The sequence below is a fragment of the Paenibacillus sp. FSL R7-0340 genome (assembly GCF_038002205.1).
Lineage (GTDB): Bacteria > Bacillota > Bacilli > Paenibacillales > Paenibacillaceae > Paenibacillus > Paenibacillus polymyxa_B.
Map to the genome: position 1 here is coordinate 223,667 of NZ_JBBOBY010000001.1, position 21,489 is coordinate 245,155.

The following is a 21,489-nucleotide window of genomic DNA, read 5'->3' on the forward strand; positions in this document are numbered from 1 at the left end:
TCGTTTTGTCATGTAGCTTCTATTTATTCCCCTTGCCCTTCAGAATCTCAACGTCTGTTACATAATATAGACACAAGAGCATTGTGGGGAAAATGTATTCAAAATAAGAGCCCTAATGAAGGGAAGAACCACTTCATTAGGGCTCTGGAGATTTACTACGGCTATGGATCACTGCCAGTTTGTGTGAAAGAATCCTGCTACATCACTTCGTTCATAAGTATGGGCACCAAAATAATCCCTTTGTGCTTGCAAAAGGTTAGCATTCGAAATGCCTGTCCGGTAACTATCGTAATAAGTAAGTGAAGCACTTAAACATGGAAACGAAGTGCCAGAATTAATACCCTCACAGACAACTTTTCGTAATCCTTTTTGATACTCTTTAACCTTTTCGGCAAAATACGGGGCGATTAATAGATTAGCCAAATTCGGCTGTTCTTGATATGTTTCGCTTATTACGTTTAAGAATTCGGCACGAATGATGCAACCACCACGGAAAATAAGGGCAATATCCTTTAAAGGTAAATTCCATCCGTAAAGTTCAGAAGTCATTTTATATTGTATAAATCCTTGCGCGTAGGCACAAATTTTACCCATATAAAAAGCTTGTCTAATGTACTCAATCCACAAATCTTTATTTAAACTTCGCTGATCAATCCCTGGTCCTGTTAGAATATTTTCTGCATAAACTCGTTCTTCTTTTAAAGAGGAGATGTAACGGGCAAACAATGACTCTGTAATAATGGATGATGGGATCCCATTGTCAATTGCTTGAATGCTTGTCCATTTACCTGTGCCCTTTTGCCCTGTTTTATCAAGAATCACATCGATTAGTGGTAAGCCTGTTACATCATCCTTTTTCCGTAAAATCTCTGCTGTGATTTGGATTAAATAACTTTTCAGCTCCCCTTGATTCCATATTTCAAAGATATCAGCAATTTCATTCACAGATAAACGTAACCTTTTTCTTAAAAATGTATAGGTTTCTGCGATTAATTGCATATCTGCATACTCGATTCCGTTATGTACCATTTTTACAAAGTGACCGGACCCTTTTGGACCCATATAAACACAGCAAGGGTCTGCGTCCACTTGGGCTGCTATTTTTGTTAGAATAGGAGCTGCTTTTTCATATACGTTTTTATCTCCACCAGGCATGATCGAAGGTCCATTTAAAGCCCCGACTTCGCCGCCGGAAATACCGATTCCTAAATAACCGATTCCTTTTGACTTCAATTCATCATATCTACGTTCCGTATCTTTGTAATGGGAGTTACCACCGTCCATAATCACATCGCCTGCTTCAAGGAAGGGTACTAATGTACCTATTACCGAATCGACCGGTTTGCCCGCTGTTACCATAAGGAAGATTTTTCTTGGAGTTTTTAAGGAGTAAACAAAATCTTGAATTTCGTAGTAGGGATGAATAGAGTGACCTTCACTTTTTTTAACAAGATCATCCGTTAAATCCCTCGTATAGTTATAGACAGCGACTTGCTCACCCTTACCAGCCATGTTTAAGGCGATATTACGGCCCATTACCCCTAAACCAATGACACCAATTGTGTTGGACATTTTTTCTGCTCCTTTTATTTGAAATGAATAGGCCGTAGATCCTCACTTATAGGCTTAGAAAATTCTAAGGAAAATAAGTGGGGGATCTACCGCCCGGGAATCATGGTTTATACGAATAAACTTAGTACTAAAATAAATCCTAATCCAGCTACAGAAATGATAGTCTCAAGCAATGTCCATGTTGCAAATGTTTCTTTCATACTTAAACCAAAATATTCTTTAAACATCCAGAAACCAGCATCGTTAACATGTGAAGCTATTAAACTACCCGCTCCCGTTGCAAGCACAACTAAAGCAAGATTAACGTCGGATTGTCCTAACATCGGAATAACTAAACCAGCGGTTGTTAAAGCTGCAACAGTTGCAGAACCTAAGGAAATTCGTAATATTGCAGCGATAATCCAGGCAAGTAAGATGGGTGATAATGTAGTTCCATTGAATAATTCAGCTACATAGTCACCTACGCCGCCATTAATCAGTACTTGTTTGAAGGCTCCGCCACCCCCAATGATTAAGAGCATCATCCCAATATGAGTAATAGCCGTTGTACAAGATGCCATTACATTTTTGATTGGAATTTTCCGTGCTATTCCCATGGTGTAGACAGCTACCAGTAAGGAAATTAACATGGAAGTTGATGCATCACCAATAAAACGGATCGCTGCTAGTAAACTGCTATCTTCAAATCCCATTGTTTTTTGAAGCAAAGTAATAACCGTAGCAATAGACATTAAAATAACAGGAAGCATTGCAGTAAATACACTGATACCAAATCCCGGAGTTTCCTCGGATTTAAATACTTTTTGTTCACCTAAAGAGGCAATATTACCGGTTTTCGTAAATGATGCAGGTACGAGTTTTTTGGCAAGCTTAGTAAATACAGGTCCAGCTAAAATAACGGTTGGAATGGCAATAATGAAACCGTAAAGTAAAACCTCACCAAGGTTCGCGCCATATTCACCAGCAATAACTGTTGGTCCTGGATGTGGAGGTAAGAAACCATGTGTTACGGATAAAGCTGCAACCATCGGAATCCCGAGATATAAGATAGAAACCTTTAATTCTTTTGAAATGGCAAATATGATTGGAATTAACAATACTAATCCTACTTCAAAAAATAACGCCACACCGATAATGAATGAAGCAGCTACGACTGCCCATTGGATATTTTTTTCACCAAATTTGTCTACGAGGGTCATGGCAATTCGTTGAGCACCGCCAGAATCAGCGATCAACTTACCTAACATCGCTCCAAGTCCAAAGATTAACGCTAAGTGACCAAGGGTTCCGCCTAATCCGGCTTCGATGGTTTTGACAATTTCCTCTAATGGCATTCCAAGTGCTAAAGCGACGCCGAACGATACAATGATTAATGAAATAAAGGTGTTCAATTTGAAGCCCATTATTAAAACTAATAATGCTAAAATTCCAATCGCTACGATAACTAATGGCATTGTAATTACCCCCTGCTTTTTATCTTTTTAGTGTTTAATTAAGCTTCTTTGATAATTGGAAATCCGTGTATAATCGTCTTCTAATACTCTGGATAGATTAATGAAAATCGGCAGCAATTTCCTATATTCCTTGGTCGCTTCTTCTTTTGGTGTATGTTTGTTGGTACTGCCAACCATTTCAGAAACGACTTCAAAGGACTGGATTTGTCCAGTGGCATACAAGCCTAAAATACAAGCTCCTAGACAAGAACTTTCGTAGCTTTCTGGAACGACGACTTCAGATGAGAATATGTCAGACATCATTTGCCGCCAAACATCTGATCTTGCGAAGCCTCCAGTAGCTTGAATTCGGGTCACAGGACCGTCCATACATTCGGTTAATGCTAAAAATACGGTGTACAAATTGTAAATGACTCCTTCTAGGGCTGCGCGAATCATATGTTCTTTCTTATGTGACATCGTTAAACCGAAGAATGAGCCACGTACGTCTGGGTTCCATAATGGCGCACGTTCACCAGCCAGGTATGGATGGAATAACAATCCGTCAGATCCTGGTCTTACACGTTCAGCAATCTTGGTTAGTACATCATATGGATCAATTCCTAGCCTTTTCGCTGTTTCCACTTCTGATGAGGCAAGTTCGTCGCGGATCCAGCGAAGGACCATCCCGCCATTGTTCACCGGCCCCCCAATAACCCAGTGCTTTTCTGTTAAGGCATAACAAAATATTCTTCCCTTTTCGTCTGTTTGAGGCTTGTCTAAAATGGTTCGAATGGCACCGCTTGTCCCGATTGTGACGGCAACTTCGCCTTTTCGTATCGCATTTACACCTAGATTAGAAAGGACTCCATCGCTAGCTCCAATGACAAACGATGTTTGTGGATCGAGCCCCATCTTTTTTGCTAAATCTGAATCACAGTTGGTAAATATTCTGGTTGTTGGCACGAGCTCAGATAATTGAGAAGGGGTTATACCAGCAATTTTTAATGCCTCTTCATCCCAATCTAATTTTTCTAGATTCATCATACCCATGGCAGAAGCTAGGGAATAATCCACTACATATTGATCAAAGAACTTTTTAAAAATATATTCTTTAATTCCGATATACTTTTTAACCTTGACAGCGGTTTCAGGAAGGTCATTCACAATCCAAGCTATTTTTGTTAATGGTGACATGGGGTGAATGGGTGTTCCTGTTCGTTTATAGACTTCATGGCCATTCAGCTCATCTTTTATTTTATGTGCCCACGCTTCACTGCGATTATCTGCCCATGTAATACAAGGCGTCAGTGGGCGGTCATTTTCATCCATCGCAATGACACTATGCATGGCACTGCTAAATGAAACAAACGATAGCTTTTTTTGTGAGTGATGTTTCATGATATTTGAAGTGGCTTGCAGAACAGCCTGAAAAATCTCTTCTGGGTTTTGTTCAGCTGTCGCTATATCCGGGGTATAAAGCGGGTATCCAATATTCTCTTGTTGGATGACTTCGCCTTTTTCGCTAAATAGAACGGCTTTCGTACTTGTGGTTCCGATATCTACACCTAACATATAGTTAGTCATTTTGTTGCACGACTCCTTTAGATAGCATTTGTTGTGACATCCACAGGTCTTCTACTTTACCTTGAACATCATCAAAGTTTTCATGTAAAGACTTGATCATGAGGTCTCTATCTTTTACTTTGATTGCTTCAATATAAAGTTCGTGATTGTTTATAATCCGTGTAAAATCTTCATACTTTTCAGTGAAACGCATACGCATCGACAAAAGAATGAGACTTTCCATAACAGGCTTTAAATTATTCCAGATCATCAGAATATGCGAATGATTGACTGCACGAATAATCGTTTCATGGAACAAGACATCTTGATATGAAAACTCATCAGCATCACTATATTTAACGGCGACTTTCATCATTTCGAGTATTTTACTAAGTTCCTTCGCCAAATCATTAGTATCCATCTTTACAAGACGCTCAAATACGAAGGATTCTATGAGCAGACGGACATCATAAATTTCTTCTATTTCTTTTTCTGATAGGCCAATAACAACGGCTCCCATTCTTTCTAATCGAATGATATTTTCGGATGCCAGTATTTTTAACGCTTCACGAATGGGTGAGCGACTTACAGTGAAATCAGCAGCTAGTTTATTTTCGGATAATATGGTACCGCTTTCAATCCCGCCAGAAATAATGCGCATTCTAAGCTCGGATGTTACGCGATCACCAGCAGAGGCTTTTAAAAGCCATTTGGAGGGATATAGGAATTCTGATTCGACCATCATTTCACCTTCTCAATTAATCAAGTATACTTGTATACAGGTATTATAATCTGAAATTTTAAATTTGCAAGCGTATACATTAAATTTGTTTTGTAACGCCTCGATACATAAAATGAAAATTGCATTTTAAGACATAGATCCTGTTCGGATCTTCTCATATATAATGCTAGACTCAATACTGATTTCATCTATAGGTTCCAATTGAAGTTCGGATTTTTTGTTCAAATGCACAATCAATTTCGTCTGTTCTTCAATATTTTTAACGTGCGGCAATCGATATAATGAAAGCGTAATCAAAAATTACCCGGGGGGTTAGACAGATGGAAGGATTGACGATCAGTTGGATAGGAGCTCTGGCAGGGCTGGCTATTGCAATTATTCTGATATTAAGAAAGCTGAATCCGGTTTACGCTTTATTTTTGGGAGCTATTGTAGGCGCTTTATTGGGCGGAGCCAATCTGGAGCAGACGATCAGCGTGTTAATAAGCGGTACGCAAAGTGTGATGGGGACGGTCATTCGTGTGCTTGCCGCAGGTGTATTGGCAGGTGTAATGATGGAATCCGGGGCAGCGGAGACGATTGCGCAGGCTATTGTAAAGAAGTTCGGCGGCAGTAAAGCGATACTCGCACTAGCCTTGGCGACGATGATTATTACGGCGGTAGGTGTATTTATTCCCGTTGCCGTGTTGATTGTGGCACCTATTGCATTGTCGGTCGGTAACAAAATGGGGATTTCCAAGCTGGCGCTCCTGTTGGCTTTGTCTGGAGGCGGAAAAGCGGGGAACATCATCTCTCCCAATCCTAATACGATTGCAGCGGCGCGCGGATTTAATCTGGATTTAAGCCACGTGATGTTGGCGGGTGTGGTTCCTGCGATATGTGGTTTAATCATGACTGTTTTGGTGGCGTCTATGTTGAAAACCAAAGGTGTGAAGGTGTCTGATCAGGATATCATGGACAGTGACGTCGATACATCGAAATATCCAGCGTTGGGACGGGCGATTGTAGCCCCGCTGGTAGCTGTTATTTTGCTGATGATTAACCCGATTGGTTCTATTTCCGGTATTGAAGCACTTTCGAGTTTCAAGGTGGATGCGATGTACATTTTGCCGATCGCTGGGATTGTGGGTATGCTGGCCATGGGGCAAGGGCGCAATATCTTAAAGTATTCGGCCTCCGGTTTAAATAAAATGACGGCGACTGTGCTGATTTTGATCGGTGCGGGCGGGATTGCGGGTCTGATCTCTGCTTCCAACTTGTCTGCTCAGGTGGTTGGCCTGATTGAAGCTTCGGGAGTTTCCGGTACATTTTTGGCACCGCTTGCAGGCATTCTGATGGCAGCTGCTACGGCGTCCACCTCGACGGGCGTTATTTTGGCGACAGGCTCGTTTGGGGAAGCCATTCTGAACATGGGAACGGCCCCACTCGCTGCAGCTGTGATGGTGCATACAGGAGCTACAGTCATTGATTCCTTGCCGCAGGGCAACTATTTTCACGTCACGGCAGACAGCATGAAAATGAGCATTAAACAACGGATGGGCTTGATTCCTTACGAAGCTATTGTGGGTGGAACGATGGCAATTGTAGCGACAATCATGTATGGATTTTTACTTTAATATTCACGATGGGGTGAGAAGATGAGAGAGAAAACGTTTGTGCTGGCACCAGATTCTTTTAAAGAAAGCATGACGGCTAAAGAAGTATGTATCGCGATGGAGAAAGGACTGCGCAAGGTCTATCCGGCGGCGAATTATGTCCACGTACCGATGGCGGACGGCGGTGAAGGAACGGTGCAGTCACTGGTGGATGCGACAGGCGGACAGATTCGTTATATCGAGGTGACAGGACCGCTTGGAGAACCTGTAACTGCTGCATACGGCCTGCTGGGAGACGGCACCACAGCGGCAATCGAGATGGCATCCGCCAGTGGAATCCATTTGGTGAACAAGGATAACAAAAACCCGTTAAAGACAACAACCTACGGAACAGGGGAGTTAATCCGTGAATGTCTGAACCAGGGAATTCGAAAAATTATCATCGGCATTGGTGGAAGCGCGACGAATGATGGCGGTACAGGAATGGCGGAAGCGCTGGGCGCCAGATTTCTGGATACAAAAGGCAATACTCTTCCGCGCGGCGGCGGTAGTCTGGGCGAACTGGCCAGTGTTGATATTTCATCACTGTATGACCGCTTGCAGCAGGTACAATTAATTGTAGCCTGTGATGTGACAAATCCGCTGTGCGGAGAGCATGGGGCATCTCAAGTATTCGGGCCACAAAAAGGGGCAACTCCGGAAATGGTGCAGCAATTGGATGCCAATCTTGCTCATTACGCCGATGTGGTGAAGCAGCAGCTGGGCAAGGATGTGCGCGATCTCCCAGGCGCAGGCGCAGCAGGTGGATTGGGTGCGGGCTTATTAATTTTCACTCAGGCGGCGCTGCAAAAAGGCATTGAAATTGTGATTGAATACACCGGTTTAAAACAAAAGCTCGCCACTGCCGATATCGTTTTGACGGGGGAAGGCGGTATTGATTTTCAGACCAAATTCGGTAAAACTCCTTATGGAGTAGCCCAGGCGGCAAAACAGTCTGGAAAAAAGGTCATTGCGGTCGCAGGTTATATCGGGGAAGGGATCGACACGTTGTACAAGGAGGGAATAGATGCGGTGTTCGGCATCGTGCCGGGAGCCTCGGAGTTGGGTAAGCTGCTGGCCGAAGGGCCGCAAAACGTAGAGCGTACGTGCGAGAATATCGCAAGAGTACTTCAATTCAGCGAGAAATGAACAGATGGAGAAGCGGGCTATAAATATAAAACGGCATCATACAAATACGATATAATACGAGCGCTCGCCTGTAATCCCGAACTTAGCCAAAGCAGGATTGACTAAGAAATTTGGGAGTGATGGCGAGCGGAAATGTGGTATTACTGGCGCATGGCCTGGCGTGATACAGCAGTTCATTGATACAGTGCCAATAAGCCGTGCGTAAGCTCAAAAAGCTGAAGGAGATTCCGGGGATCTTTACCGGTTAAGGTATGGATGCGCTTCAGGCGGTATTGCAGCGTATTTCGGTGAATATTTAATTCATCTGCGGTAAAGGAGACACTGCCGTTATGGTTAATAAAGCTTCGCAGCGTATCCAGCAAATCCACGGTATCTTCCAGCTTGCTAACCAGATAGATCGTATTCGTCAGGTTCGTTTGACTCAATTTGACCAGAAATTCGACTTCCGCAAAAGAAATTTTTTGCACAGGCGGGCGCAAAGCCAGTAAAACATTCATAGCTGACTTGGCCTGCATATAAACATCCGCAATGTTGATCTCTTGTCTGCTGACCGTAACCAGCACATCGGGATGGCTGCGCACAAGTGGCTCTAGCAGTTTGTCTGTCGGCTCCTGATTTTGTATTAGGATGAGATAGCAGTCTTCCTCCATACGAAAGGATGGATGCTGCATAAATATATTGGACAACTCGGCTAAATGAGCTGGATCAGTAGGCAGGTACTTTACATATACAGCCGAAGTTTTTAGAAGCAAATCAATGTGATATTGGGCTGCTTCTTTTTTTATTTTTTGCGTGTAGGCTCCCTGATGATTTAACAGCATTTCCAGCACAGATTTTTTGCGGTTGGCTTCGTGGGCCAGATGCTCCAAGGAGATCCGCTGTTCAATCAGGAGAGACACCGTAGTTTTAACAATATTGCAAAAAGGACGCACTTCATCAGGATTGCCTGAAATACCAATGACACCAACTAACTCATGATGAATGACAATCGGTTCATTGGTTCCCTTTTTCTCATAGTGGCCGTCCTGCCACACTTCAACCATTTTCCCAGTTTCGAGCGCCTGAACAGCGCCTTGGTGAATGGTTCCGATTCGTTCACTCTCGCCGCTGCCAATGATGATGCCTCGTTCATTCATAATATTGATATTGTATGGAATATCCTTCATCATTTTGTCTACGATGTCTTGGGCTTGTTTTTCGGAGAGCTGAAACAAATCAGGATTCCTCCTTTATCTATAGTAATATAGTATATTTTAATGTACTACCTTTATGAAAGGGTTTCCAATTTATTGTGCATCTGAACAATATGATAAAGCGGATTACCGAACATGTCAGTCAATTTTATCATAGGTGTGATATTGCAGCGTATTATGATAATCCATTAAACGATGTTATATATTTTTGTATTGAGTGTAATCTAGAGTATAGTTGTACGCAAAAAAAACAGGGCTCATAGGAGCACCTGCTTTTTGTCTATCCTTTTTATTGCCAGCCACGCTGTCTAATGACGGACCTCGCGGAAGCTGTAGATAATATCATGTAGCTCTTTCTTAAAACGACTATATTTAGATGCGGGTGTATATCCGAGCACCTGATAATAATCATTTTCGGTCTCAATAATCGCCACATGGGTGACATAATGGTTCACATCTTTTTGTCCTTTAATCGTAAACTCAATGGCAGGATATCCATGAATCGTTGTGTTAGATGAAGGTCCTACAGTAGAGAGATTAAACTCTTTGGTCATGTTGTATTGAATTTTCTTTGTGTAGTGCTGGAGAGTTACATTGCCCAATTCCTTTTTCGAATTGGATACTACCGCAACGGACTTTTGAATGTACGGATTAAATATCGCAATCTCTGCTTTTCCTTCACGGTCCGGGTCTGTTGACCAGTCCAGCGGGGCCGTGATTTGAAATCGTCCATCTTTACTTACATAGCTTTGCTCTTTCTTGCTCACTGGAGCTTCAGGAGGTACGTAACTGTCTGCAAGTATAAAAATAGCATTTACAAACGAGGCTCCCAAGATCACCATTGCAGTAAAAAATATAAAGAGCGAACGTTTCATTGTCTTTTTGTTAATCGGCTCTAAATCCCGTACCTTTACAACATATGTACCTGCAGCTAAATCACCAATTCGTTGTCTTGATGCAGTTACTAACACACTGATACCAGCAGGTATCCCACCCATTAGCAACGGATTGGTGTCTATGAGTCTGAGCAGCGTACGAATGAGTGATTTAAGAAAACCAGGAGGCTTTCCTTCCCCGTTAACCACCTTAATACGAAAAACGAACTTACCCAGCGTATAGCCTGTGTAACCTTCCAAAAGCAAATAATAGCTGAAGAAAGCAATAAGCAGAATACAACGGGTTGCAATCGCTAAAGGCAAAAACCATCTGTCCGTTATTTGAATGGCAGAAATAAAAAAACAAATATACCCGATTACAAAAAATATGCAATCAAAAACTGTTGATCCCCACCGTCTAAACAGAGTAGAATTCCCGTATGTTTTTGATAACGCCGCCATCCTGTTTGGATCTACCCCATAATTTTGACCATGCTGAATGTACGTCTGTCTTGAAGTTTCCTGCGGATTGTGTGATATGTGCTGTTCGTCCAAAAAATACACCTCTTCTTAATAATTAAAAACACACTCCTTATATTAACGGTCATTTTATAATCCATGTTTAGGAAAACATTCTATAAACAAAGAAATTATTATAAATATCCCTTCCTCTCATTGAACCGCATTCAGGCGCTAGTAGAGCCAGAGAATGCACAATCCTTGCGGTTGCTTGAAAAAGCAGGCTTTCGGCAAGAAGGGCTCCTCTCCCAATATGAATTTACGTTAGGGAAATATGAGGATCTTTACATGTGCGCATTGGTCAAATCAGAGTATATCAATCGTTCTCAGAAATGATAGATGTAGGTGAATCAAGCAGGGGAGCATGGATAGGAAGAAGGTTGATCATTGTACAACATGATCGACCTTCAGCGGCATACCCATTTCATATTGCTCAATGGAGTCTTTCGAGAGACCTATTTTTTGGATAAAGCCTTCAAGAGAGTCATTGTCAGACAGACAGATGTACACCTTCTCAATCTTTTGGATCTCTGCTGCTCTATGAAGGAGGGCGCATCCTAATCCTTGGTTGCGATGCTTAGGATCGACCCAAAGAAAGTTGATTTTACCCTTAGCACTCATGCTCACCATGCCGAGGCACGTTTGATTTACTTCGTAGATGCCGAGAAAAGCTTCCTGTGTACTAGTGGCGTAATAAGGTGTGTCACTTTGCCAATGGATGTGGCAGTCGATAAGGGTCTTTCGAAAAGCTGCGATGTCATCAAATGTAACTTCCTTAAGAATATACGAAGATGAGAGGGCAGCGGGTGGGGTGGAGGGCAGAGTGCCGTTGTAGTATTTCAGCGTATAGCGTGGCTGATAGCCTTGCTTTTCATATAATTTGACGGCCCGATGATTATCCTTGATGACTTCGAGCCATAGCTGCTGGCAACCCGCGGAGATGGCTGTTTGTTTATGTAATTCCAGCAACTTGTTGCTAATCCCCTGACCACGGTAAGCCGGGGCGATGCATAGCGTGCCGCAACGCATGGTCTTGTACCCGTCGAACTGCCGGACACCGCCAAGAATTAAGCCGATCGGTTGATCCTCATCCATGGCAAGGAAAGAGTGATTCCGTGTATTACCCTCTGGACCAAAAAAACGTGCTGCGAAATCGTCCTGATCCGTGGTCAGACGAATGGAATAATCCGAGAACCCAAGCGAAAATGCTTGGAAAATGTGTTCCATACTGACGTCATTGCATCTCACATAGGTGATCACCGTTATTCCCCCTAGAAATTCATACTATATTTGGATTATAGGGAATTAAGGGAGCTCCATCAATCTCCCGCTGAAAATAAAAAAACCCCTTAAAAAAGGGGATTGGTGCTGGGTGTTGTAGGGTTGCAATTCGTGTCGCTAAGATCAGGATTGGTAGAGAGGTCACGATAATGGTTGAGCTTATATTCAATAATTTTTTGGGTTTCCATCAGTCTGGAAATTTCTTGTTGAATCTTCTGATTATGTTTCTCAAGTAAGGAGTGTCTGATCGGAATGGTGCTGTTGCCTTGCATCGAAAGTTCTCGATAATGCTTCATTTCCTCTATAGTCATTCCAGTAGCTTTTAATCGGGTTAAAAAGATAATCCCCAGAATCTGATCTCTACTGTAGAACCTGTGTCCGTTAGCCTTTCGTTCTGCATAAGGCAGCAAGCCAATTCGCTCATAATAGCGTATAGTATCTTCTGTTAAACCTGTTAGTTCTGCAGCTTGACTAATAGAGGTTATGGTCTCCGGAATTTCCTGCAAAGTATCCCACTCCTTAATTGTAACGATTACCAAGGCACTTCTCCATTCGAGTCGAAAAACCCTCCTGACGGCCCGTCATTATTTAAAGTGGCTAAACGAACAACGACAGCAGCAGCTTGTTGTACCGAACCCGGTCCTGTAAAGCCATTTAAGTCAGTGGCGGTAAAGCCAGGGTCAGCCGAATTAATTTTGAGAGGTGAGTCTTTGAATTCTTTGGCAAGGGTGACGGTGAACATATTAACCGCTGCCTTGCTGCTATTGTAGGCAAGCAAATTAAATTGTGCATGCTCATGCTCAGGATCGCCATTATAGGTTAACGAACCAAGGCCACTCGACAAGTTAACGATTCTACCACAAGGAGATTCTTGCAATAAAGGTAGCATGGCTTGCGTCACGGCGACCAAACCGAAAAAGTTCGTTTCATACGTTTCTCTTAAATCGTTCAAAGAGAACTGACTTGGAGGAGTGGCTCCTCCTAAAGATATGCCGGCATTGTTGATTAGTACATCAAGGGAACCGAATTCTTGTTTGATCTGTTGGACTGCGGAATCAATCGTACTTTGATTCGTCACGTCTAACAAAATCAATCGGGCTTCTACTCCCTCATTAGCCAACTTAGCCACCGCTTCCCGGCCGCTCTGCTCATTCCGTGAGCCAATCAGGATTGTAATACCCATCCCCCCCAATTGTCTGGCTGTTTCATACCCGATGCCTTTGTTGGCCCCAGTAATAAGAGCTGTTTTCCCAATAGTCATGAGAGATTCCTCTTTTCATTATTCTTGAATTTGGCGGCCACCATGCTTTAAATGTACTACTTGGAGTATACTTAAAGTCAACACAAAACCAGCAAAAATATAGCTCGAAATGCCCTGGACATTCTTTATTTTGGAAGATGGGAGAATGGAATGAATAAAAGGCAAATGGAAATTTTACGCATGTTGTTAACTGAACCGGACCGGTTGTGGTTAGCGCAGGATCTGGCGGATCTGACCGACTGCTCTGAAAAGACGATCCGCAACGATCTGAAAGTAATTGAAGATTATATCGTCAAGCATTCTGATGCCAATCTAGTGAGAAGGCCGGGACGCGGCATTTATCTGGAGATGGGTGAAGCGGATCAGAATGAATTGTTCCATCGACTGTATGCGGACGAGAGTACAGCCCAACATGAGTCGGATGAGGAAAGGGTGCTGCATCTCGCCTATCGGCTCTTGATGAATGCCAAGCCTGTGACCATCCAGGATCTAGCTTCACAGTATTATGTGAACAAGACGGTGATTCGTAGAGATATGGAGAAGATCGATGGCTGGCTGCACAGCTTTGATCTGGCCTTGATTACCAAGCAGCGCGTTGGATTGACCATTCAAGGCTCTGAGAAAAATAAGCGCATCGCTTTGGCGCGGATGAACCAGCTGATTGACAGTCCTGAGTTAACAGGACAGATGATGCGCAAACAGTTTGAATCGCACGAGATTACAACCATAAATCATGAATTAAAAGCATTTCAAAAACGCCATGAGCTCAGCTTTACTGACGAAGCTTTCGAAGCTCTAATGCTGCATATTCTCTTAATGGTCAAACGAACCAAGATGGGACAACCCATTTCGCTCTCCAAGCAGGACATTGCCTTTTTGCAGGAGAGACGCGAATTTACATGGGCTACGTCTTTTTTGCAGCAGTTGCAAAAGTTGTTTGCCGTGCCTTTTTCCAAGGAAGAGACGGCGTATTTAACTCTGCACCTGCTTAGTGGGAAGTTCCGTTACCAGCAGGAGGGAAGAACAGGAAAACAAGGTGAGCTGGCAGATAGTCACCCGCTTTTGCCTGAGTTGATTGAGCAGTTAGTTCGGCGGATGTCCGAGCTGAATATGATTGCCTTTTCCAAGGACAAGATGTTGCTGAAAGGGTTGAATGTCCATTTATATACGACCCTGAACCGTCTTCAATATGGGTTGACCGTGTCCAATCCTATGCTGGCCGAGATCAAGAAGATGTACCCCTACATGTTCGACCGAGTTATTATTACACTGGAAGAGGTAGGGAAATGGATCCGTCTATCCTTCCCCGAGGAGGAAGCGGCGTATTTAACGCTGCATTTTCAGGCTTCTGTGGAGCGATTGCACCAGAAAGAGAGTCACCCCCAGAGAGCCATCATCGTGTGTCACATGGGCATCGGTATGTCCCAACTGCTGCGCACCAAGGTGGAACGTAAATTTCCGGCTGTACATGTGAAGACAACCCTTTCCAAAGCAGAAGTCCAGGATTATCTGGCAGCCCAAGAGGTGGATCTCGTCATTACCACTGTAGATCTCCCAGAGATGAACGTTCCGCATATTCTCGTCTCTCCCTTGCTGGATGCCAAGGACGAGCGTCGGCTGGAGCAAGTGATCCGGCGACTGGATGAGCCGGAACATAGGGCGGCAGACGAATCTGTATTTTTTAAATATACAACACCTTTTTTGGTCTTTCCCCAGCAGGAAGTGCAGCATCCGGAACAATTGATCTCCAAGCTGGCGCAAATACTGGAGGACAAAGGATATGTGGAGCCCGGTTATGTGGACAGCGTACTGGCGCGAGAAAAAATGTCGGCTACGACGATTGGGGGAGGCATAGCCATCCCGCATGGCGGTTCTGAGTGGATAAGGCAGTCCTCCATTGTAATCGCTACCTTGAAGCAGCCGCTTACCTGGGGAACCGAGAAAGTAGAGCTTGTGTTCTTGCTTGCGGTTAAACAGGATGGGCGGGAAGAGATGCGCCAGTTATTCAAGGAATTGTCCCTGATCAGTGAGCAGCCTGCTTTGGTTCATGCCTTATCTAAGGAGACCGATGCAATGAGACTATTAGGGAAAATAAAGGGATAAACTGAAATCAAAAGCTGTGCTCTGGAGCAGGACTTATAGATAAGTCCTGTTTTTTGTCGGTATAATTCCGTTTTTCCGAAAGTTCCGGTAAAAAGTTCGTCCGATAACAGCAAGATAGGCGTTTATACTATCAATGTAAGCGGAAACACTAGAGAGAAGGGGAATGACTATGAAGATATTGGCGATTACCTCATGTCCTAACGGAATTGCACATACGTATATGGCAGCTGAGAATCTGCAAAAGGCAGCAGCAAAGCTGGGCATTGAGATGAAGGTCGAGACACAAGGATCCATTGGAGTCGAAAATCAACTGACCGAGCAGGAGATCCGTGAGGCAGATGGCATTATTATTGCAGCGGATAAAACGGTAGTTAAAGACCGCTTCGTCGGCAAAAAACTGCTGGTCGTTGGCGTACAGGATGGGATTCGCCGTCCGGAGGAATTGATCCAGCGGGTGATGAAGGGGAATGTGCCTGTATACCAGGCAGAGTCGCGTTCTGCCGAAAGTAGCTCACAGGAGAACAAGCCGAAACAAAATCCCATCTACCGCCACTTGATGAACGGTGTATCCTATATGGTACCCTTCATCGTCATTGGAGGATTGCTTATTGCCATTGCGTTGACGATTGGCGGTGAGAAGACTCCAGGCGGTTTGGTTATACCGGACGGTTCATTCTGGAAGACGGTTCAGGATATCGGCTCAGCTTCGTTTACCTTTATGATACCGATCCTCGCCGGATTTATCGCGATGAGTATTGCGGATAGACCGGGGCTTGCACCAGGTATGATTGGCGGATTCATTGCTGCGAACGGCAGCTTTTATGGAAGTGAGGCGGGGGCTGGATTTATCGGCGGCATTATCGCTGGTTTCCTGGCCGGTTATGTTGCACTTGGGATTCGGAAAATCAAAGTTGGCCGAGCATTACAGCCGATCATGCCTATAATTATTATCCCTGTATTGGCATCATTAATTGTTGGATTAATCTTTGTCTTTGTAATCGGTGCTCCAGTCGCACAATTGTTTGAAGCTTTAACAGGTTGGCTTGCAGGTATGCAAGGTACAAGCTCAATTCTACTGGCATTGATTCTAGGTGCGATGATCTCCTTCGATATGGGTGGACCTGTGAACAAAGTTGCTTTCTTATTCGGTTCGGCCATGATCGGCGAAGGGAATTATGAAATTATGGGGCCAATCGCCGTTGCGATTTGTATTCCACCGATTGGGATGGGACTTGCAGCGATGATCAACAAACGTAAATTTGCACCTGCGGAACGCGAGGCTGGGAAGGCAACATTCACAATGGGGTTGTTCGGTATTACCGAAGGTGCAATTCCATTCGCGGCGCAAGATCCACTGCGTGTTATTCCTAGTATCATGGTAGGATCCATGGTCGGTTCAGTCATTGCGATGTTGGGGAATGTAGGTGACAAGGTAGCTCACGGTGGACCGATTGTAGCTGTACTTGGTGCAGTAGATCATGTGCTTATGTTCTTTATCGCCGTTATTGTCGGCGTAGCTGTATCGGTTGTCCTGGTGAGCTTGCTGAAAAAAGATATTGCAGCAACTGTAACTCCAGATGCTGCTGGGGAAGCTGGACAATCTGCGATTACTACAATGGCCGCTGCGGAGTCATCTGCCTCAACAACTGTCACAAATAACGGGCCAGCCGTGTCTTCGCAGGCCATTCACATTGAGAAACTGACGGATATTGTAACAATGGATCTGATTAATCTGGATCTGGAAGGAACGACACGAGATGCTGTAGTTGATGAAATGATCGGAGCACTTGAGAGAAATGGAGCCGTAAGCTCTGCGAGTGATTTCAAACAGGCAATATTAGCCAGAGAGGAAGAAGGCTCCACAGGCATTGGAATGAATATTGCCATTCCTCATGGCAAATCGGAAGCTGTCCTGAAGCCAAGCGTGGTCTTCGGCATCAAGCAGGGTGGTGTTGACTGGAATAGTGCAGACGGAAGTGAAGCAAAACTGATTTTCATGATTGCCGTACCGCGCAACAGCAAGGAAAATGCGCATCTGAAAGTGCTGCAAATGTTATCACGTAAGCTGATGGACGATCATTTCCGAGAAACGCTCTTGGCGGTTGCTTCGAAGGAAGAAGCATATCAATTGCTGGATCAGGTGCATTAATTCAATGCGCCAAGAACTTGAATCAAAAAAAAGAGGCTCCCGAAGTTTCAGCCGGGAGCCTCTTTTCTTGAGAAGGTCTTTGCGTAAGTCAGCGGCGTTCACCGCGTGATATAAGTATGATGCCGAGAAATACAAAGCCTGCACCAGCCAGATGAGCCAATGAGAAGGATTCACGGAGGATGATATAGGACAGCAACAGTGTACTGACGGGAATACAACCCCGTGAGGATAGGCTGCTTTTTTCACAACAAGATATTGTGTTCCATGATCATCTAGGTTTGAGCCATGTAATCGCTACATAAAGTCAAAAAAATAACGGATCACGTGAAAAAAGACGGGCGAGGTGTAGGTCAAGCTATCCACCCGACTTAAATAGCTTTTTTTCAAAGCATCGAACTTGTCATCATCGCCGATTAATAAATCCCGCTTCAGCACGGAAACCGTTAAGCTACCGAAGAAACCGCTCAAGCTGATCAGCATGCCGAAAATAATTCCAAATTTCAGGTCAAACGGCGTCAGATAGGGATAGATAAGATAGGAAGCCGCTATGGTTACGGGAAAAGCGAATGCAAAGCCTTCCCAAGTTATATTGGGATTGGATGTCGGGACGATTTTCCGCTTTCCGAAATAGAGTGATGCTAGATAGTGTACGACATCATTGAGCTGCGTCAGTACCACTAGAAAAAGTACAAGTTTTGCTCCGTATTGCGGCGTAGCAAACTGAAAATAGGCCAGATGACTCAACCCGAAAACCATCAGCATGAGCCCCCATTGGGTCGAACTGACACTGCGCAAAAAACCAACCGTTCCTTTGTTGATCAATCGCGGGAGCGGTAGCAGTAAGAATACATAGATAGGGATAAAGACAATAAACATTCCGTACCACCCGATATAAATCCAATAAAATTGTACGGGAATCGCTAAGTACGCCCATAGAAACAATCTGCGATCAGCTTTTCTGGATCTAATCATGGAAAAGTATTCTTTTAGCGCAAAAAAGGTGAGTGCCATCAAGGAAAGCAGTGAAACGATCGGATTGAAAAGAGTTGCCAAGCAAAAGATAAAGAACATACCCCACCATGTCTTGATGCGAAGCCCAATAGCTGCATAGTCTTTGTCTGGCTGTGTTTTGACTACCACTATATAAATCAGATGGATGACCAATAAGGCTGCGAAAATAAGGATTAACGTTAATAGCGAACTGTCCATTACCACTCACCAACTTATCGCGAAATAGGATTCCATTAAGGCTCCTATGTTATTATGAAGGAATAATTCAAACTTGATAAGGGGAAATTTCGTAAATGGTAGCAGATCAATCCGTCTTTATCTTGCTTACGAATACGGGAACGTTTCTTACGAGAGTCATTAAAAGCTATACGAGAGCGCCATACAATCACGCCTCCATTTCCTTCAACCGGGAACTTTCGGAGTTATACAGCTTCGGGAGAAAGACCCCTAATAACCCTCTGGATGGTGGTTTCGTGAAAGAGGATATTAAGACAGGTACATACAGCAGATTTCCGAATACAACATGTGTTATCTACGAGCTTCAAGTAACCGACCGTGAAGTTGAAAAAATGAAGCGAGTTTTACATGTATTTATCCGAAGTCGTCAAAAATATATGTATAACTTACTGGGTTTGATTGGTATTGCACTCAAAGAACCAGTCGAGTTCAGTAATTCTTATTTTTGTTCGCAATTCGTTGCGGAAATTTTACAGCGATCCGGCATAAAAATATGGAACAAGCTGCCCGCTCTTGTTACGCCAGACGATTTTCGTCAAAGTGATCGATTCCATTTGATCTACGAGGGGAAATTGAGCGAGTATGATCCTCAAGCTTGAGGATCAGCACCGCATTACTTAAACCTCTTCCGGCACAATTACCTCAATATGACGCGGTAAAATACCAAGCTCGATAGGCAAAGACGGCCCTTCCTCACCATCTACATTCGTACTGACCGGTTCTGCAGAGCTGACACTTACATGCTTTGCGGTAAAGTAAACGATATCACTATGATCCTTCAGGTTGCCTAAAAATAAGGATATGCTGGCCGTCACGGTGTTCAATATATTGAGGTTTTTGAAAATAAAGCAGTGAAGCAGACCATCGTCAACAGCCGCATCGGGCGCCAGTTTCTCGAATCCGCCAACTGAATTGGTCAAAGTAGCCAAAAAGAGTGGGGATTTTCCTTCCCAGATATTGTCATCATAGCGGACGATAAGTGAGTGGGCAGGATGGCTGATAAGCTCTTTCATGCCTTCTTTGAAGTAGGCAAACGTGCCAAACATGGATTTATCGTCTGATGATACAGCTGATAGCGATTCAGCAAGCGAACCTGTGGCAACAACATTGGCAAACATTCGGCCGTTTAAGAGACCCATATCTACGTTTTTCACGCGGGCAGAAGTCAGTGTACGGATCGCTAGCTCGGGACTTAGCGGAATTTGCAAGGCACGGGCAAAATCATTGACTGTCCCCAGGGGGATGACACCCAGTCTTGGACGGTGGTCTTGATCAATGAAACCGTTGATTGTTTCGTGAAGTGTGCCATCCCCGCCGATGGAAACGACTAGGTCACAAGCTTCCTCACACGCATTGACGCAAAAACGAGTGGCGTCCAGTTCCTTTGCCGTCTCTTTAACCGTAACAACGTATCCTTGATCACGTAGAATTTCTTCTACGCTTCTGACATGTTGGAGGGATTCCTCTTTGCCGGAAGAGGGATTTACAATAATCATAGCTTTCTTCATATACATGTTCCTTTCTCTGGGGAAAGTCTGGGTTACCAACTCTTACCCGAAAAGCAGACCTTTAGACTCTAGATTAGACATGTGTTATATTTTTAGTTACTATATAAAAGTGAATACAATTTGAATGGAGGATTTCATATGAAAATTGCATTAACAGGAGCAACGGGGCAACTGGGTTCCATCGTGGTAGATACGTTGCTTACATCTGTCTCCGCAAACGATCTTATTGTTAGCGTAAGAAATCCAGAAAAAGCAGAGAACTTACGGTCTCGTGGTGTTGACGTTCGTCATGGCGATTTTGATAAACCGGAGACGCTGGATCAGGCGTTTGCTGGAGTAGATCGACTGCTGATTATATCCGCAGACGGGGATAATGATACTAGAATCCGTCAGCATAAAGCGGCTGTTGATGCTGCTGTGCGTGCTGGAGTAGGCTTCATCGTTTATACTAGCGCTGCCAATGCCGCTGACAGCACTCTATTCCTTGCGCCCGTACATCGTATCACGGAGGAGTTCATTCGCGAGTCAGGTATTCCTTACTCCTTCTTGCGTAATAATTGGTATCTGGAGAATGAGGCAGGCACGATCCAATCCGTACTCGCGGGGGCTCCTTGGCTAACCTCGGCAGGGTCCGGTAAAGTAGGTTGGGCTACCCGCGCAGATTATGCGCAAGCAGCTGCAACCGTTTTGTCTGGCGAAGGGCATGAGAATACAATATACGAGCTCTCCGGTAAGCCGATTACCCAAGAAGAGTTTGCAGCGGTACTTGCTGAGGTTCTGGGCAAAGACGTTCCTGTACAGCAGGTGGATGATGCTACGTATGCCGAGGTTATGCTCGGTGCGGGAGTCCCGGAAGGTGCCATCCCTATTGTGGTCGGTATTCAACAAGCAATTCGTGAAGGAGCCTTGGATGTCGTAAGCAACGACTTCGAGAAGCTGTTGAAACGCCCCCTTACGCCGCTTAGTCAAGGAATTAGTGAACTGATCAAGCAAACCCAAGCATAATAAACGTGCCGTAAAAAAGGATGCTGCCTAGGAAGACAGCGTCCTTTTTAGTTACATGTTTACCTCTCGGCATTTTCAGTAGACAGAACGCTTACATATAAGGTACAACAATACTCAGATTAGTTTCATCAATGAGTGGAATCGTGACGGATTATCCAATATACTTGTAGGGAACTCCAAGGAAGACTTGGAGCAAGCTTGGTCTATCAAGGAAGCTTAGCATAGCAGTAGAATTTGAAAATGAATGGAGT

At 44.1% G+C, this 21,489-nt stretch carries 18 protein-coding genes; 6 read left to right on the plus strand and 12 right to left on the minus strand.

The genetic code is table 11. From position 1 onward, the window contains the following. Positions 1–168: 168 nt before the first annotated feature. The 4 genes from gnd to MKX59_RS00990 form a co-directional block, all read right to left on the minus strand. On the minus strand, positions 169–1,572 hold the full coding sequence (gene gnd / locus MKX59_RS00975) for a decarboxylating NADP(+)-dependent phosphogluconate dehydrogenase (protein WP_071558018.1): 1,404 nt from the start codon (positions 1,570–1,572) through the stop codon (positions 169–171). A 107-nt stretch (positions 1,573–1,679) separates the two neighbouring features. Further along, a complete protein-coding gene (locus MKX59_RS00980; RefSeq protein ID WP_023991059.1) occupies positions 1,680–3,026 on the minus strand; it encodes a GntP family permease in 1,347 nt (448 codons plus the stop codon). A gap of 27 nt (positions 3,027–3,053) precedes the next feature. Continuing rightward, complete coding sequence (gntK, locus tag MKX59_RS00985) at positions 3,054–4,592, minus strand: gluconokinase (RefSeq protein ID WP_340857351.1); 1,539 nt, start codon at positions 4,590–4,592, stop codon at positions 3,054–3,056. Beyond that, positions 4,585–5,316 carry a GntR family transcriptional regulator gene (locus MKX59_RS00990; RefSeq protein WP_053326458.1) on the minus strand — a complete coding sequence of 244 codons (732 nt, stop codon included), beginning with the start codon at positions 5,314–5,316 and terminating at the stop codon, positions 4,585–4,587. Before MKX59_RS00990 ends, gntK begins: the two co-directional genes overlap by 8 nt. 317 nt (positions 5,317–5,633) lie before the next feature. Between MKX59_RS00990 and MKX59_RS00995 the strand changes: the two genes are divergently transcribed. Continuing rightward, a complete protein-coding gene (locus MKX59_RS00995) occupies positions 5,634–6,929 on the plus strand; it encodes a GntP family permease (RefSeq protein WP_023991056.1) in 1,296 nt (431 codons plus the stop codon). Positions 6,930–6,950: 21 nt separating this feature from the next. Then, positions 6,951–8,096: a glycerate kinase family protein gene (locus MKX59_RS01000; protein ID WP_340857352.1), complete on the plus strand. Its 1,146-nt coding sequence runs from the start codon at positions 6,951–6,953 to the stop codon at positions 8,094–8,096. 173 nt (positions 8,097–8,269) lie between these two features. Here MKX59_RS01000 and MKX59_RS01005 read toward each other — a convergent pair whose 3' ends face one another. The 5 genes from MKX59_RS01005 to MKX59_RS01025 form a co-directional block, all read right to left on the minus strand. Continuing rightward, positions 8,270–9,310 (minus strand): CdaR family transcriptional regulator, encoded by a 1,041-nt coding sequence (locus tag MKX59_RS01005; protein ID WP_028540929.1) that lies wholly within the window; start codon positions 9,308–9,310, stop codon positions 8,270–8,272. 287 nt (positions 9,311–9,597) lie between these two features. Beyond that, a complete protein-coding gene (locus tag MKX59_RS01010) occupies positions 9,598–10,719 on the minus strand; it encodes an RDD family protein (RefSeq protein WP_340857355.1) in 1,122 nt (373 codons plus the stop codon). A gap of 348 nt (positions 10,720–11,067) precedes the next feature. After that, the gene (locus tag MKX59_RS01015; RefSeq protein WP_340857357.1) at positions 11,068–11,943 is read right to left on the minus strand and encodes a GNAT family N-acetyltransferase; all 876 of its coding nucleotides are present in this window, start codon (positions 11,941–11,943) and stop codon (positions 11,068–11,070) included. A gap of 89 nt (positions 11,944–12,032) precedes the next feature. Further along, positions 12,033–12,503, minus strand: coding sequence for a MerR family transcriptional regulator (locus MKX59_RS01020; RefSeq protein ID WP_023991051.1), 471 nt, complete (start codon positions 12,501–12,503; stop codon positions 12,033–12,035). Next, on the minus strand, positions 12,497–13,225 hold the full coding sequence (locus MKX59_RS01025; protein WP_023991050.1) for an SDR family oxidoreductase: 729 nt from the start codon (positions 13,223–13,225) through the stop codon (positions 12,497–12,499). Before MKX59_RS01025 ends, MKX59_RS01020 begins: the two co-directional genes overlap by 7 nt. Before the next feature lie 150 nt (positions 13,226–13,375). Here MKX59_RS01025 and MKX59_RS01030 point away from each other — a divergent pair, with 150 nt between their 5' ends. Then, the gene (locus MKX59_RS01030; protein ID WP_340857359.1) at positions 13,376–15,328 is read left to right on the plus strand and encodes a BglG family transcription antiterminator; all 1,953 of its coding nucleotides are present in this window, start codon (positions 13,376–13,378) and stop codon (positions 15,326–15,328) included. A gap of 169 nt (positions 15,329–15,497) precedes the next feature. Beyond that, on the plus strand, positions 15,498–17,477 hold the full coding sequence (locus tag MKX59_RS01035) for a PTS fructose transporter subunit IIABC (protein WP_068939226.1): 1,980 nt from the start codon (positions 15,498–15,500) through the stop codon (positions 17,475–17,477). A gap of 88 nt (positions 17,478–17,565) precedes the next feature. Here MKX59_RS01035 and MKX59_RS01040 read toward each other — a convergent pair whose 3' ends face one another. Together MKX59_RS01040 and MKX59_RS01045 are read right to left on the minus strand one after the other, a co-directional pair. Then, positions 17,566–17,733, minus strand: coding sequence for an EamA family transporter (locus MKX59_RS01040; protein WP_305954070.1), 168 nt, complete (start codon positions 17,731–17,733; stop codon positions 17,566–17,568). A gap of 38 nt (positions 17,734–17,771) precedes the next feature. Next, the gene (locus MKX59_RS01045; protein WP_025719205.1) at positions 17,772–18,686 is read right to left on the minus strand and encodes a phosphatidate cytidylyltransferase; all 915 of its coding nucleotides are present in this window, start codon (positions 18,684–18,686) and stop codon (positions 17,772–17,774) included. Positions 18,687–18,781: 95 nt separating this feature from the next. On the opposite strand from MKX59_RS01045, the gene MKX59_RS01050 reads away from it, so the two are divergent. After that, the gene (locus tag MKX59_RS01050) at positions 18,782–19,324 is read left to right on the plus strand and encodes a hypothetical protein (RefSeq protein ID WP_023991046.1); all 543 of its coding nucleotides are present in this window, start codon (positions 18,782–18,784) and stop codon (positions 19,322–19,324) included. Positions 19,325–19,342: 18 nt separating this feature from the next. Here the strand turns inward: MKX59_RS01050 and MKX59_RS01055 are convergent, their stop codons facing one another. Further along, positions 19,343–20,233: a diacylglycerol/lipid kinase family protein gene (locus MKX59_RS01055; protein ID WP_023991045.1), complete on the minus strand. Its 891-nt coding sequence runs from the start codon at positions 20,231–20,233 to the stop codon at positions 19,343–19,345. A gap of 138 nt (positions 20,234–20,371) precedes the next feature. Here MKX59_RS01055 and MKX59_RS01060 point away from each other — a divergent pair, with 138 nt between their 5' ends. Then, a complete protein-coding gene (locus tag MKX59_RS01060) occupies positions 20,372–21,238 on the plus strand; it encodes an SDR family oxidoreductase (protein WP_023991044.1) in 867 nt (288 codons plus the stop codon). Positions 21,239–21,489 lie beyond the last annotated feature (251 nt).

Bases quoted from the DNA above. Each gene is read 5' to 3' on its own strand.
- gnd (WP_071558018.1), bottom strand. From the start codon at position 1,572: ATGTCCAACACAATTGGTGTCATTGGTTTAGGGGTAATGGGCCGTAAT.
- MKX59_RS00980 (WP_023991059.1), bottom strand. From the start codon at position 3,026: ATGCCATTAGTTATCGTAGCGATTGGAATTTTAGCATTATTAGTTTTA.
- gntK (WP_340857351.1), bottom strand. From the start codon at position 4,592: ATGACTAACTATATGTTAGGTGTAGATATCGGAACCACAAGTACGAAA.
- MKX59_RS00990 (WP_053326458.1), bottom strand. From the start codon at position 5,316: ATGATGGTCGAATCAGAATTCCTATATCCCTCCAAATGGCTTTTAAAA.
- MKX59_RS00995 (WP_023991056.1), top strand. From the start codon at position 5,634: ATGGAAGGATTGACGATCAGTTGGATAGGAGCTCTGGCAGGGCTGGCT.
- MKX59_RS01000 (WP_340857352.1), top strand. From the start codon at position 6,951: ATGAGAGAGAAAACGTTTGTGCTGGCACCAGATTCTTTTAAAGAAAGC.
- MKX59_RS01025 (WP_023991050.1), bottom strand. From the start codon at position 13,225: ATGACTATTGGGAAAACAGCTCTTATTACTGGGGCCAACAAAGGCATC.
- MKX59_RS01030 (WP_340857359.1), top strand. From the start codon at position 13,376: ATGAATAAAAGGCAAATGGAAATTTTACGCATGTTGTTAACTGAACCG.
- MKX59_RS01035 (WP_068939226.1), top strand. From the start codon at position 15,498: ATGAAGATATTGGCGATTACCTCATGTCCTAACGGAATTGCACATACG.
- MKX59_RS01045 (WP_025719205.1), bottom strand. From the start codon at position 18,686: ATGGACAGTTCGCTATTAACGTTAATCCTTATTTTCGCAGCCTTATTG.
- MKX59_RS01050 (WP_023991046.1), top strand. From the start codon at position 18,782: ATGGTAGCAGATCAATCCGTCTTTATCTTGCTTACGAATACGGGAACG.
- MKX59_RS01055 (WP_023991045.1), bottom strand. From the start codon at position 20,233: ATGAAGAAAGCTATGATTATTGTAAATCCCTCTTCCGGCAAAGAGGAA.
- MKX59_RS01060 (WP_023991044.1), top strand. From the start codon at position 20,372: ATGAAAATTGCATTAACAGGAGCAACGGGGCAACTGGGTTCCATCGTG.